Source organism: Actinoplanes sp. URMC 104 (assembly GCF_051386375.1).
Lineage (GTDB): Bacteria > Actinomycetota > Actinomycetes > Mycobacteriales > Micromonosporaceae > Actinoplanes.
Genome location: NZ_JBPQTO010000008.1, coordinates 39,994 through 53,511, shown reverse-complemented (window position 1 = coordinate 53,511; position 13,518 = coordinate 39,994). Strand labels below are relative to the sequence as shown.

Genomic DNA, 13,518 nt, shown 5'->3' with positions numbered 1-13,518 from the left:
TCATCGGCGTGTGCGGACAGCGTGCCGGAGCGGTCCTACGCGCTGGCGGTACGGCGGCGAGCCGTGAGCCCGAACCGCAGCGGCCCGGCGGGTGCAGATCCTCGAGATCGAGGCAGGAAGCCACCGAGCCGACCGGCAATCCGGGCGTCGGCGGTGCACCATGAATCACTTCTTACCTCGAACCGCTGTCCGGCCATGATCGGGTTTCTGCTTCTCGGCGAGCGCGCGTCGACTACCCGCCCGCTGCAGAGCTCTCGGTCAGGAGACGATCCGCTTCCGATGCGATCGCGCTCAGTTCTCGAGCAGCAGTCCCGCGCGCGAGGTCGGCGCCGAGGATTTCGTCCTGAGCGGCCTGGATCTCGGCGAGGAAGGCGTCCATGGGTGGGTCGATGATCTGCCAGAGTTGCCGGCGTGCGTCGGCCGCGATCTTGTCGGCGTGTCCCATGATCTCGGTGACGAATGTCGCGTGCCGACGCTCGTCCTGGAGCTGAGCGGTGCGCGCTTCGCGTTCGCCTCTCCAGACCTCGTAGCCGGTCAGGCCGATCTGTATCGCGAAGCCGCCGATCTTGGCGGCCTTGCCGATCCTGTCAGCTAGTTTCAGAGCCTCCCAGGGCTTGAACTTCTTCCCGAACAGGTGGCCGACGTCCTTGACGAGGTTGTGGCCGACCGACCCTGACGCGCTCTTGAGACCGTCTCCGGCACCCCACCACTGCCGGCCCTTCGTGATCTGATCGGTGACTTTCCGCCAGTCCATGCTCGGCGCGGTCTGGTGGCGTGCGGATGCGTCCGACGGCGTGGTCTGCACCCCGGGCGGCGTCTCCAGCGCCACATCACTCGCGGGCGGCGATAGGAGGCGTTGGGCTCGATTGCTGCCGCCGATCTCCGACAGTCGTTCCACGAACTTGTCGAACTGCATCGCGGTCAGCCGGTTGATCGCGTGGGCGAACTGCTCGGCATGGCGCTCGAGCGCTTCCACAAGCCGTGCCTCGGCCGCGTCGCGGACCTCCTTCGCCCGTGCATCGTCGGCGCGGAGACTCGTCGTTGTGTCGACGAACGCCGTGACGTCGACCAGGCACGCCGATCTGAAGTCCGACTCTGCCGTGAGCAACGACCTCTCGATCATGTAGCGGCGGTCGGAGACCGCGGAACGCTGCGCGGCGAGCAGGCCGAGCGCGGACTGCTCCTGGGGGTCCTCCACGAACAGCTGCTGTGCCTCGTCACACAGTTGGCGGATCAGATGCAGCGGCTGGCGGAGTCGGGCGAGTTCGCCCCGGTCCTCACTGATCTGGTTGATCCGCGCGCGTAGGTCGTCGATGCCGGAGCGTGTGCGCAGCAGTCCGGCCCGGGGACCGCCGTCGAGACTGCGCAGGTAGTAGACGGAGTCGACCTCGGCGATCGGAAGGTTGAACGCCGAGGTGCCGAGCGCGTCCTGAACCGCCTTGTCGCGCACGCCTTCGGCCGCGGTCTGCTTGCCGGCCTGAGTGATCACCACGATCGTCTGTCCGAACAGCTGCAGACCGTTCGCCAGGTGCCGCAGGTAGTCGCGGGAGGCGTCGTCGAAGAGGTTCACGGTGATGACGAACAGGATGAAGTCCGCCTCGCCGATCGCCCCGGAGGCCAGTTCGTCGTGGCCGCGCAGACCCGACTGGACACCGGGAGTGTCGACGAGCACCACCGCGCCGTCCCATTCGTACTCGGTGACGGCATCGGTGGCGATGTCGGCGTCGATGACGGGATTCACGGCCCCGTCGGTCAACGCTTTGATCAGGCTCGACTTGCCGCTGCTGAACTGGCCGGTGAGCACCATCCGCGGCTTCTGCCGGGATTCGATGCGGGCGCGGGCGAGTAGCTCCCCGGCGAGCGCGCCGGAACCGGACTGCAGGACGTGCTGCAGGCGTGACATCAGCTCCTGGGCACGCGATGGCAGTTCGTGCACGAGGACGTTCGTCACGAGGGGCCTCCTTCGACCGTTTCCCTGATGCGCACGTCGACGCCGGTGTGCACGCGGGCGAGAGCATGCCATGCCTCCCGGACCCCGGCGGCCACGGGCTCGTCCAGGACGACCTCCAGGCTGTCCGGGCTCGTCTCGTGGACGGTCACCTCGCGTTCTGCCAGATGCCGGATGATCTGCAGCGCGCCGGCGCTCGCCGATCCCTCCGCCGAGGTGGGCATGATCCGTTCCACGCACTGGGTCGCCGGGAGGAGTTCGAGTTCGCGGAAGGCCGGCTCCGGGACTTCGACCGCGATGCCCGCACCCCGCCAGCGGGTGGCCCGTACGACGGTCGACGCGACCTGCTCGTGGCCGGTGCAGCGCAGGAGCTCGCGGGCGAGTTCGGTGTCGATCCGGGCGATCGCCGGTTCGATCTCGTCCGAGGCGGCGCGCTTCAGCACGGTGAGGGAGCGTTCGAGCACGGCGCTGGCAGCGTACTGCCGGGCGACCTCGTCCTCGACCGCGTCGAGCCAGCCCTGTCGTACCCGCTCGGCGGCCGGTACGAGATCTCCCTTGAGCTTCGTGAGCCGCTCGGACATCTGGTCGCGGATCTTGCGGCGGCGGCGTCTGCGGATCTCCGCGGCGCTGCGGAACGTCCTGTCGCCGATCCAGTCGATGAGCCGGTCGGCGCCGAGCAGGCTCGAGGCGATGCCGATGGTGCCACCGGCGACCACACCGATCGCGGTGCCCAGACCGGGCCCCAGGAGAGTGCCGGCGGCCGCGCCAGCCTTCGCGCCCAGGGCGAGCCCGCCCAGCCCCAGGGCGAAACGCCCACCGGCTTTGACCGCGCGGTTACCCCAGACCGCGCCGGTGCCGTCGAGATCGCGGAAGCCGTCGACGGCGAGCCCCGCCCAGTCGTCGGCCACGTCGACGGCGATGTCGTTCAGGTCGGCCTGCAGCCGCTGTCCGGTGTCGGCGGCGGAGCGCTCGAGTTCGGTGCGCAGCGCGGCGATCTCGTCGTTCAGCCGTTGGTTGATCCTGTCGAGGTCCTGGTCGACGTCGACGGTCTCGGCCCAGCGCTCGCGGGCGGTGACGGCTGCCGCGAAGGCGGCGTTGAGTTCTTCGTGCGCGTCGTCGACGCGTCGCACGGCGCGCGTCCGGAACTCGAGTTGCATCCCCATGCTCGTCTTCAGCGCCGTGGCCGCTGTGACGCGGGCGTCCCCCAGCGCGCCGGCGGCGTCCAGCAGCGCCAGGCGCAGACCGTCGCAGATGCTGATGATCCGCCGTTGTCCGCGGGTGCGCTCCGCTTGCAGGCGCAGTGCCCCCACCAGGGCGTCGATGCGGCTGTTGGCGTGCAGGATGCGGGCTTCGTCGGCGTCGAGTTCACCGGTGGAGGCCAGTCGGGCCGCCTGGGCGTGGATCGGCACCGCGTCGAGGTAACGCCCGCCGGCGCGTGAGAGGTGACGACGGATCGGCGCCAGGTTGCCCTCCGCGTCGGCGAACACCCGGTCGGGCTCCTCGATCATGTCCAGCAGCCCGATGTCGTCCGTGACGTCGGTGAGACAGTTCAGGGCGACGAGGATCGGCTTGCCGAGGTCGGCCAGCCGTTCGAGCGCGTGTCCGGTCTGTTCCTGCGTGGCCTGGTCGGTGGCCACCCAGAGGATCAAATCCGCTTCCGCGACCTGACCGAACGCGACCTCGTAATCCTCTTCGCCATCCATGGCGCCGACGCCCGGAGTGTCGACGATCTCGACAGGGATCTTTTTCGCGACCCGGACACAGGAGTCCCGGGAGTAGCGCTGCCTGCCGTCGCCGACGCGTGTCCCGTCGCCGGCGGACAGGTACTCGAACAGGGTGCTCTTACCGGCCATCGTCCGGCCCATCAGGACGACGCGAAAGGGTCGTTCGACATCACGGTCCGCGAGCAGGTCGCAGACGGCGTCGAGGCGTACCGAACTGTGACGCAGGACCTCGACGGCGTCCCCGAGCGACCCTCTGTGTTCACTGACGCTGCTCTGCGTGTCGATGTCCTGCGCCGCCTGTGCCAGGATGCGAGACGCATCTCGCCCACCGGCCACCAGCAGCGCCCGGAACGCCTCGGGCACGGTCATCGACGACGTTTCCGCCCCGGCTGTCCGCACTCCTGCCGATTCCTGAGCCGGCGCGCCGGGCCGGCCGGGGATCCGCCCGGTCACGGTCGAACCTCGGTCGCACTGGACAACCGTGGCAGGGCCGGTGAGACGTCGACCCGGACATTCCTTAATGACCGTTTATCCGCCGTATGCGGACAATTCGCCATCACCACGCGCAGTAGCTTGCGCGCCTGCCTCCCCCTGAGCACGGGCACACCGTATATGCGCCCACCGACATGCCGGGCCTCCGGGGCCGTCACCGTTCGACCACGCAGAGGGCTACGCGCCGCCGGGGGCACGCCCTCTGCTCTCGGAGAGCTCCAAGCCTCGGCTGGGCCGCGTAGTCGGACGCGTAGGAGTCGACGACGTTCACCTGGACCCGTACTCACTGGTGGGTCTCAGGCCGGGTGATGCCGGCCGATAAGGCGCAACTCCACGATCTTGTTCACGAACGGATACCCCGTGATGGGTTCATCATGGCCAGCATTCGTGATCTCGGCAGTAAGCCGTTCCTGCAGCGCGGCCCGGTCCGCGGCGCGCGTGCCGGCCCAAGCTTGGCGCACCAAATCGAAGTAGCCGGCATAGCTGCCCTGACCGCCGGGCAGCGCGGTCTGGTCCAGGACCGGAAACAGGGCCGGGGCGATGAAGTGCGACAGCTTCGACGGGAACACCCCGGACCCCGAGGCGGTCGGTTTGATCCGTGCACCCAGCGCCGGAAGGTCGCAGACCTGTTCCCAGGTGACGGTGGTGATGTCTCCGGCGAGATTCGGTGCGATCACCGACGCCCACGCGTGCTGCAGTTCCGTGCGGTGGTGGCGGAACCGCTCGGTCAGATCGGCATGGCGAGCATTGCGGGTAGCGATCCACGCGTGGAGGTCGCGCAGCGTCTGCTTCCACCAGGTGTCGGTGAACAGGCCGTCGGTGATTTCCGCTCGCCGCCGGTAAAAGCTGTTGTGCAGGTCGGCGGGCCACTTCGGGCGAGTCTTCCAGTAGCGGAGGCCGTCCTCGAGTTCACGCAACGGATCTTCAATCATGCGCGCAGAGTACGGCCGTCGGGGCGCGACTTCCGCGGCGCACGAGGGTTACGTGGCTCGATCGTGGCGGCCGTGCTGTTCCCGGGCCCGAGCCCTCTTGATGCAGTTCCGCGTGGTGTCGGAGCCCTTGTCGGGCTCTGGGTCGGTCCTATGTCGTGAAAAGGGGCGCATGGACTGCAGGCCCCCCTTCGCCGCTGGCCGACGCTTTGCCCACGAGCGACTTGCGGGGGACGGCGTCCGCGTGCTCGTCACCGGCGGCACCAGCGGGCTTTGGCGCCGCCACGGCCGCGGCCCTCGTCGACGCCGGGGCCCGCGTGGCGCTCACCGGCTGTGACGCCGGGCGGGCGGACGACGCCGCGGCGATGATCGGCATCGCGCTTCTGGGAAGGACATCGGCGCTAACCTGTCCGGCTTTCGTCTAGTCAGCCAGTTCTGTGTCGTCCGTTGATCTTGAACCGGACGTTGTGCAGTTGGGCGGTGTTGGTGGCCCTTAGATTGTCAAGATGTTGATCTTCGGCATCCTGGCCGCTGTGGTGGCGCTGGCGTGGTGTCAGCGGTTACTGCTGGGGGATCCGGAGCCGGGTTCGTCGAGCGCGTCGGCGGCGGAGCGGATGGCGCTGGAGAATCGTCGCCGTACGGAGCAGCTGCGGGCGAAGCATTTCGGCAGGAATGAGTTCGAGGACTTGGCGGAGGAGTTCGATCTGCCGTATCCCACTGTTGAGAAGTGGGAGCGTGAGGAACGTGCGCGGCTGCGGAAGCTGAGGGATGAGCTGGGCGGCGATTCGGTCTAGCAACAGCATCTGGCTGGCTTGTCGGCGGCGGACCGCCGGTTCTGGTAGAGAGAAGGACGGACCAAGGTGCTTGATGCCGCTGCGGCCGCTGTGCAGCAGCGAGGCGTAGCGTGGGGGGTGCCTTGGTGGCCAGCAACTTTCCGCACGTCGAGCATCTTTTCGGTGAGCGGCCCGGGGTGGGAGTCCGGGATCCCGGACGTGGTGCGGTTGCTGCTCGACCGGTTCCTGACCACCGTGCCGGGACCGCGGCACCGCCGGGCGCTTGAGGTGTGTGCTCGGGTACGGGCCACGACCGAAGACTTGCTGCGCGCCGGACTGCAGGTCACCGACGCATCGGACGTGTTCTCCTGGATGCGCAGCTTGTCGTTCATCGAGCAGGAACCATTCGGACTGTTCCCGCACGACCTCGTGCGGGAGGTGCTGGACGCCGACATGCGGTGGCGCGACCACGACGCGTACGCAGTTCTCAACGAGCGGATCCGTCAGCACCTCATGCAGCAGCTGCGTCGCGCCGGTGGCGGCGAGCAACAGCGGGTCATCCTCGACCTGTTCTACCTGCAGCGCGACAACCCGCTGTTCACCCCGTACGTTGACTTCGGCGACCGCGGCACAGTGTGGCAGGACTCCCTGCGCCCGGGCGACGCCGCGCAGGTCCGGCGCCTAGTGACGCGAACCGAGGAAGCGCAGAGCGCGGCAATCGCGGCGTTCTGGCTGGACCGCCAGCCCGAGGCGTTTCGGGTGTACCGCCGCCCCGGGCACGACGAACCCGTCGCCGTGATGGCCTGGTTGCGGCTGACCGGCCCGGCCGAGGAGGAGATCGCCACGGATCCGGTGATCGCGGCCGCGCGAGATCCGCAGACGGCTCAACGTCTCCCGCCAGCGCGCCTACCAGATCATCACCCGCAAAGACTTTCCCGACCCCTATCAGGTGCTTGAGATGGGCAAGGTGTGGGACGCCGCCGACGTCGAACGGATCAAGCAGCACCGGCCGCATCTCGACGACGACGACCAGCCCTGAGGACCGAGCGGTGCGTGCCACGCGATCATCAAGCATCGCTTGCCGTAAGGCGTGGGTTCCTGAGACGGGTAGCGGGCTATCCCGGTTGGCTGTCTTTGTGGGGTAATAGCCGCCGCTCTGGCGGACCATCAGAGACGATCTCGGCAGGGCACAGCCGCCGGGTTGCTAAAGCCTGGTCGCAAACCTGCCGTCTACTCGTGAGCTGGCAGACCGATACGAGACCTCCACGACTGACTGCCACAGCTCGCAGCGAGGCTCGCCCACGGCGTGACCCTAGCGGTGAGCAGAACACCAGTACTAATTTTCCATTCAGGCCTCGATCTTTATCTTCCTGCAGGAACCTCGTTAGGCTGCGGCTATGTGGGACTGGCTGGACGAAGCCGACAAAGTTGCGTCGGTCATCGCTGGCGCGATAGCTCTAGCCGGGGCGGTCTTCGGTGTAGTTCGCTGGCGGAGAATCAGAGATGAGCGCGCGGCCCAGGCAGCATACGAAGAGATGCGCAAAGCTGCTCGAGATTCGGCACCTAGTGCGAGCCCTTTTATCGGTAACGCCAGATACCACAGTTACAGCGAAACTGTGCATCTGAGGCTCTCGTACACGTGGCGACACGTCCTAATTGGCGGTGTATTCGTCGCTCTCGTCGTTGCTGCCGCTATCATTGTCTACAGGATCGTGACTTAATTCCGTGCCGATGCTCGAGTTGCTGCGGCGACGCTGTCGCTCCGGCCGGTAGCCGGCGGACGAAGCCGGTCACCTCGTGCGGACGGCGACCCACACAAGCCCCCGGCTCGGGCGGCCCATCCGCCGGGGCGAGAATCAGTCGGACTTGCGGCTGGTAGTACAGCAGCGTCACCGTCTGCTGGCCAGGGCGCGCTGGATAGTGGGGCTGTGCGGCACACACGTACGCCTTCGCGCTCGCCGAGACCATCCGCAGCGACGCCTACGAGCTCGAGCGCCGGCTCGGCCACCGGTCCCAGCGCCACATACACCGCTACACCAACCCACCCGAGGACATCGCCGCAAGCTACCTCGCGTAGATGTAATCACCGTCGTTGGCGGCTGGTGACACGTTTCTTACCGGCACCCCAACCCGGACAGCCGGGCCGAACGGCGCGCTGGATGCCGCACCGCGTGTACGCCCTCGTCACACCCGCGGCAAGCCGGTAGACCTGTACTATTAAGAGCAAGCGCTACCGGTGATTGCCGCCGCCGTCACCAAGCCGGTGGATCGGGCGAGCGCCGACGCCGCGCTCGACCTCCCGCCGGCGGTAGCGGCGCCCCGGCCCCAGTCCGCTGTCGCATGCGGGGAGGTCATCTGAAGATCAACACCGCCACCCGCCCGTTCGACGACAGACCAGCACGCTGTGTCCTGGCCTACGCGTCGATGCCGTGCTGCACCGCCGCGACAAGGCGGTCCTGCTCGCCGACGTGCACGACGGCGTCGACGTGGTAGCGAAGCTACTGATCGACGCTCACCCGTTCTGGCTGGCCAAGTTCAACGCCGAGATCGACACCTACGCCGCGTTCGAGACCACGCCGCCACCGGTGCCCGCGCCACGCCTGCTCGCCGCCGACCCGCTCAGCCGTCTGTCTCCCTTGAGCGTCGGGTGCGCGAGGATGGAAGCCATGGTGTCCAGCGATGCGACCGTGCCGGTGTTCTTCCTTTCCGACAGCACCGGGATCAGCGCCGAGACCATGGGGAACGCGTTGCTGATCCAGTTCCCGGATCTGGCGTTCGAGCGCCGGCTGTTCCCGTTCATCTCCACCGTCGACGAGGCGCGGCGCATTGTCGCGATTTTGGACGAGGCGATGGACGGGCCGGTCCTGCCGCTGGTCTTTCTCACCGCCGCGGTGGACGAGATCCGGAAGGTGCTGCTCACGACGAGGTGCCCGGTCATCGACTTTTTCGGCCTGCACATGGAGCCGGTGGAGCGCATCCTCGGCGTGCGAGGCATGCATGTGGCGGCCCGGCTGCACGGCGTCGGGGACATCCAGCGCTACAACAACCGCATGGCGGCCGTGGAGTTCGCCATCGAGCACGACGACGGGCAGAGCCTGCGCGCGCTCGACAAAGCCGAGGTGATCCTGCTGGCGCCGTCCCGGTGCGGGAAGACGCCGACCACCATGTACCTGGCCCTGCAGCACGGCATCTTCGTGGCCAATTACCCGCTGGTCGACGAGGACCTCGAGAGTGTCGGTCTGCCCCGGCCGCTGCGGAAGCTGCGGGATCGCTGTTTCGGGATAGTCACGAACCCCGAGCGGCTCAGTCAGGTACGCAGTGAGCGGCGTCCGGACTCCCGGTACGCGTCTCTTGCGCAGTGCACCCACGAACTGCGCCGCGCCGAGGCGATGTTCCGGCTGCACCGGATACCGACCATCGACTCCTCGGCGTCGTCCGTCGAGGAGATGGCCACGCTGATCCTGCAGAAGCTGAAGATCAGGAGTTAGCGGCGAGCCGCTGCCACGTCTCCACGACGGAGTCCGGGTTGAGCGAGATCGAGTCGATGCCCTCCCCCATCAGCCATTCGGCGAAGTCGGGGTGGTCGCTGGGTCCCTGCCCGCAGATGCCGACGTACTTGCCGCGCGCCTTGCAGGCCCGGATCGCCGCGCTGATCAGGGACAGGACCGCCGGGTCGCGCTCGTCGAACGACTCTGCGATCAGCGCCGAGTCGCGATCGAGGCCCAGGGTGAGCTGGGTTAGATCGTTCGAGCCGATGGAGAAGCCGTCGAAGTGGTCGAGGAACTGATCGGCGAGCACCGCGTTGGACGGAACCTCGCACATCATCACCACTTCCAGGCCGTTACGACCGCGCTCGAGGCCGTACCGGGCCAGCAGCTCGATCACTCCCTGCGCCTCGGCGACCGTCCGGACGAACGGGATCATCAGCTTGACGTTGGTCAGCCCTATGTCGTCGCGGACGATCCGCATCGCCTCGCACTCCATCGCGAAGCACTCACGGAAGTCCTCCGACAGATATCGGGAGGCCCCGCGGAAGCCGATCATCGGGTTCTCCTCGTCCGGCTCGAACACCTCGCCGCCGACCAGGTTGGCGTATTCGTTGCTCTTGAAGTCGGACATCCGCACGATGACCGGATGCGGGGCGAACGCGGCGGCCAGCATGCCGACCCCCTCGGCGACCCGTCGCACGAAGTACTCGCGCGGGCTCGCGTACGCCGTGATCATGCCTTCGATCGTGGCGCGTAGCGGCTGGTCGAGGTCGGATAGCTGCAGAAGCGCCTTCGGATGGATGCCGATTTGGCGATTGATGATGAACTCCAGCCGGGCCAGGCCGACCCCGGCGTGGGGGATGCGAGCGAACGCGAAGGCCTGCTCCGGCGTGCCGACGTTCATCATCACCTTGACGCCGATGTCCGGCAGTTCACCGGTATCGCTCTCCTCCACTGCGAAGTCGAGCCGCCCGGCGTACACCAGGCCGGTGTCACCCTCGGCGCAGGAGACGGTGACCTCCTGGCCGTCGATCAGCGTGCGGCTGGCGTCGCCGGTGCCGACCACTGCCGGGATGCCGAGCTCGCGGGCGATGATCGCGGCATGGCAGGTGCGCCCGCCACGATTGGTGACGATGGCGGCGGCGCGTTTCATGATTGGTTCCCAGTCGGGGTCGGTCATGTCCGCGACGAGCACGTCCCCGGGTGCGAAGGAGTGCATCTGCTCGGCCGACTGGAGGATCTTGACCGCGCCGGCGCCGATCCGCTGGCCGATCGCCCGGCCAGTGACGAGCGTTTCGCCGGACTCCGTGAGGCGGAAGCGGCGCACGGCGCCGGCGTTTTGCCTGGACTGAACCGTCTCGGGCCGGGCCTGCAGGATGTAGAGCCGGCCGTCAACGCCGTCCTTGCCCCACTCGATGTCCATCGGCCGGCCGTAGTGATTCTCGATGGTGAGCGCGTGCCGAGCCAGCTGCTCCACTTCGTCGTCGGTGAGGCTGAGCCGGGCCTGGTCGCCCTCGGGTACCTCGACGAATTCGGTGGTCCGGCCCACCGCACGGTCGTTGGTGAACACCATCTTGGTGGCCTTGCTGCCGACACCTCGCTTGAGGATGGCGGGACGGCCGGCCCGCAGAGCGGGTTTGTAGACGTAGAACTCGTCCGGGTTCACCGCGCCCTGGACCACCGCCTCGCCCAAGCCGTACGAGGATGTGATGAACACCGCTTCGGGGAACCCGGACTCGGTGTCGACGGTGAACATCACCCCGGAGGAGCCGACGTCCGAGCGGACCATCCGCTGCACGCCGGCCGACAGAGCGACCCCGGCGTGCTCGAAGCGGTGATGTACCCGGTACGCGATGGCCCGGTCGTTGTACAGCGACGCGAAGACTTCCTTGACCGCCCGCAGCACCGCGTCGATTCCGCGGACGTTGAGGAACGTCTCTTGCTGTCCGGCGAATGAGGCGTCCGGCAGGTCCTCCGCGGTCGCGCTGGAACGCACCGCGAAGGATCCTGCGTTGTCGCTGTCCAGCCGAGAGAACGCCTCGCGGATGTCGCGTTCCAGGTCTTCGAGAAACGGCTGCTCGAGCACGGTTGCCCGGATCCGGCGTCCGGCCGCGGCCAACTGCCGCACGTCGTCCACGTCGAGCGCTGCCAGCTCATCGTTGATCTGGGTCTCCACCTGCGCGACGTACCGCCGGAACGCGTCCGCGGTGGTGGCGAACCCGTCCGGCACGTTCACCCCGGCCGTGACCAGATTGCCGATCATTTCGCCGAGGGAGGCGTTCTTGCCCCCTACCTGGTCGAGGTCGGCCATACCCAGTTCGGTGAACCATCGCACGTTGCCGCTGCTCATACTCAGCTCCTCAGTTTTGTTCCTGTGACTTCACCAGGGATGTACACCGCTGGCTCGTACGGTTGGTGCCCGTACTGCGGCGATTGAAGGGAACCGCTGCGGCAGCTCGACATCAGGCATCGCCCCGACCGTTGTCACGGCATGGGCTGGTCAGGGTGGAGGCTGCGAACATGAGCCGATGGTGTTCAAAGGCCACGTTATGAGTCGCTCGTCCTCGGAGCCAGCGCGACCTTGCACCATCGCTCTCGGCAGCTGGTGCATTTGCTGACCGGCGCCGGTGGCGCAGTCGGCCTCTCGGTGTGAGAGAGGTGCCCTCGCTGTGAGGGTCAGGGGTTGACCGGCCGGGGACGGGACATGAAGTCGCCGAGCGCGACCCCAGCCGCGAGGGCCAGGCCGATGGCTGCAGCAAGAGTGAGGGTGACCAGACCGTCGACCACCTCCTGGGTGGCGAGTTGGTAGAAGCCTCGGTATGCGGTGAGACCGGGTAGCAGAGGAATGATGCCGGACAGCACAATTACTTGTGGGAGCAAACGCCTGCGCCGGCGGACGAGTCCGGTGACGAGCCCGACGAACGTGGCCGCGACGGCGGTAGCGGAGACCGGGCCGAAGTTCGCGAACACGGTAAGTGCACCATAGATCACCCAGCCGACGCCTCCGGTCAGTCCCGCGGCGGGGAGGGCGCGCAGCGGCGCATAGCCGGCCAGGGCGAACATGGCGGCCGCGACGGTGGCGGCGCAGGCGGAGATCCAGAACTGGCTCAGGTCGGCGCCCAGCGCTGCAGCGGGGTCGAGGATGAGGCCGAACAGCTGGCCTAGCTTGAGTCCGAGGATGACACCGGCCAGCAGACCGGCCGATAGCAGGGCGATTTCCGCGGCCCGGCCCGTGGCGGTGACGTAGTACGCCGATATCGCGTCCTGGACGGCGCCAACCACGGACAGACCCGACAGCAGCACAGTGATGCCGGCCGCTATGACGAGCGAGGGACGCGCGCCTTCGGGGATCGCCCCGGCAGCGAACAAACCGATGGTGGCGGTGGTCGCAACCGCCGCCCCGATCAGCTGCATGAAGAACGAGGCGACTCCCCATCGTCCGAGCCGACGGCCGAGGCGATCGATGAAGGCGTTGAGCACGAAGGCGGTGGCAGCGATGATCACAGATCCGCCGAGCAACAGCGCCACGGCTGCTGCGAGGCCGGCCCACCCGGCCGTAGCCACCCACCGCGGGTACGGATGGCGGGCGGCGATGGCGGCGGTCAGCTCGCCGGCCGCTGTCTCCGCCGTCATCTTGCCGCGCTCGACCCGCTCGACGATGCCGGTGACCAACTCGAGCCGGGTGAGGTCGGTGGTGCGGTACTGCGCGATGCGCATCGTCGTCACGGGCGCTGCCGCCACTCCGCGATGGCAGCAGACGGCGATCGAGTTGAACGTGATGTCGACGTCGACCGTCGGAAGCCCACAGGCCGCGGCGAGCCGTGTCATCGTGGCTCCGACATGGCCCGCCGGCTCTCCGCTGGACAGCAGTACCTCGCCGACGCGCATGCAGAGGTCGAGCACCTGAACGACTCGGGTATCCGACGGCACGTCGCCGCCCATCGGCCGCACCAGCTCGTCGGTGGGCGGTCCGCCGCGCATCAGGTCGCGTGCTTCGCAATTCAGCCGTCCGCGGACGCGGTTGATCAGAGAAGTCATGGTGCGGGCGTCTCCGCCTGGGATCGAGGGACGGACCGGGCCGTACGGACAACAGGCGACAACACCAGCGGGCGGCCCCTACGGAGGTGGTGTGTCCGCGAGGTCCGCCCGAAGGTGTCTGACGCG

Annotated in this window: 8 protein-coding genes; 3 read left to right on the top strand and 5 right to left on the bottom strand. The window is 67.7% G+C overall.

Going from position 1 to position 13,518, the window contains the following annotated elements; all coding sequences use genetic code 11:
- Nucleotides 1–232: 232 nt before the first annotated feature.
- The 3 genes from ACSNN8_RS25195 to ACSNN8_RS25185 form a co-directional block, all read right to left on the bottom strand.
- Nucleotides 233–1,951: a GTPase gene (locus ACSNN8_RS25195; RefSeq protein WP_436652016.1), complete on the bottom strand. Its 1,719-nt coding sequence runs from the start codon at nucleotides 1,949–1,951 to the stop codon at nucleotides 233–235.
- Nucleotides 1,948–4,125, bottom strand: coding sequence for a GTPase domain-containing protein (locus ACSNN8_RS25190; RefSeq protein WP_436652015.1), 2,178 nt, complete (start codon nucleotides 4,123–4,125; stop codon nucleotides 1,948–1,950). The genes ACSNN8_RS25195 and ACSNN8_RS25190 overlap by 4 nt, the downstream gene beginning before the upstream one ends.
- Before the next feature lie 335 nt (nucleotides 4,126–4,460).
- A complete protein-coding gene (locus ACSNN8_RS25185; protein WP_436652014.1) occupies nucleotides 4,461–5,096 on the bottom strand; it encodes a hypothetical protein in 636 nt (211 codons plus the stop codon).
- 503 nt (nucleotides 5,097–5,599) lie between these two features.
- Between ACSNN8_RS25185 and ACSNN8_RS25180 the strand changes: the two genes are divergently transcribed.
- The 3 genes from ACSNN8_RS25180 (at nucleotide 5,600) to ACSNN8_RS25170 (ending at nucleotide 9,354) form a co-directional block, all read left to right on the top strand.
- Nucleotides 5,600–5,887, top strand: a complete 288-nt coding sequence (locus ACSNN8_RS25180; RefSeq protein ID WP_436652013.1) for a hypothetical protein — start codon at nucleotides 5,600–5,602, stop codon at nucleotides 5,885–5,887.
- A 207-nt stretch (nucleotides 5,888–6,094) separates the two neighbouring features.
- Nucleotides 6,095–6,823 carry a hypothetical protein gene (locus ACSNN8_RS25175; protein ID WP_436652012.1) on the top strand — a complete coding sequence of 243 codons (729 nt, stop codon included), beginning with the start codon at nucleotides 6,095–6,097 and terminating at the stop codon, nucleotides 6,821–6,823.
- A 1,472-nt stretch (nucleotides 6,824–8,295) separates the two neighbouring features.
- A complete protein-coding gene (locus ACSNN8_RS25170) occupies nucleotides 8,296–9,354 on the top strand; it encodes a pyruvate, water dikinase regulatory protein (protein ID WP_436652011.1) in 1,059 nt (352 codons plus the stop codon).
- Here ACSNN8_RS25170 and ppsA read toward each other — a convergent pair.
- Nucleotides 9,344–11,704 carry a phosphoenolpyruvate synthase gene (ppsA, locus tag ACSNN8_RS25165; protein WP_436652010.1) on the bottom strand — a complete coding sequence of 787 codons (2,361 nt, stop codon included), beginning with the start codon at nucleotides 11,702–11,704 and terminating at the stop codon, nucleotides 9,344–9,346. The two genes, ACSNN8_RS25170 and ppsA, sit on opposite strands and share 11 nt — an antisense overlap.
- A 326-nt stretch (nucleotides 11,705–12,030) precedes the next feature.
- Nucleotides 12,031–13,392 carry a threonine/serine ThrE exporter family protein gene (locus ACSNN8_RS25160; RefSeq protein WP_436652009.1) on the bottom strand — a complete coding sequence of 454 codons (1,362 nt, stop codon included), beginning with the start codon at nucleotides 13,390–13,392 and terminating at the stop codon, nucleotides 12,031–12,033.
- Nucleotides 13,393–13,518 lie beyond the last annotated feature (126 nt).

Coding starts and splice junctions, on each gene's coding strand:
- ACSNN8_RS25180 (WP_436652013.1), top strand. CDS start 5,600: ATGTTGATCTTCGGCATCCTGGCCGCTGTGGTGGCGCTGGCGTGGTGT.
- ACSNN8_RS25185 (WP_436652014.1), bottom strand. CDS start 5,096: ATGATTGAAGATCCGTTGCGTGAACTCGAGGACGGCCTCCGCTACTGG.
- ppsA (WP_436652010.1), bottom strand. CDS start 11,704: ATGAGCAGCGGCAACGTGCGATGGTTCACCGAACTGGGTATGGCCGAC.
- ACSNN8_RS25160 (WP_436652009.1), bottom strand. CDS start 13,392: ATGACTTCTCTGATCAACCGCGTCCGCGGACGGCTGAATTGCGAAGCA.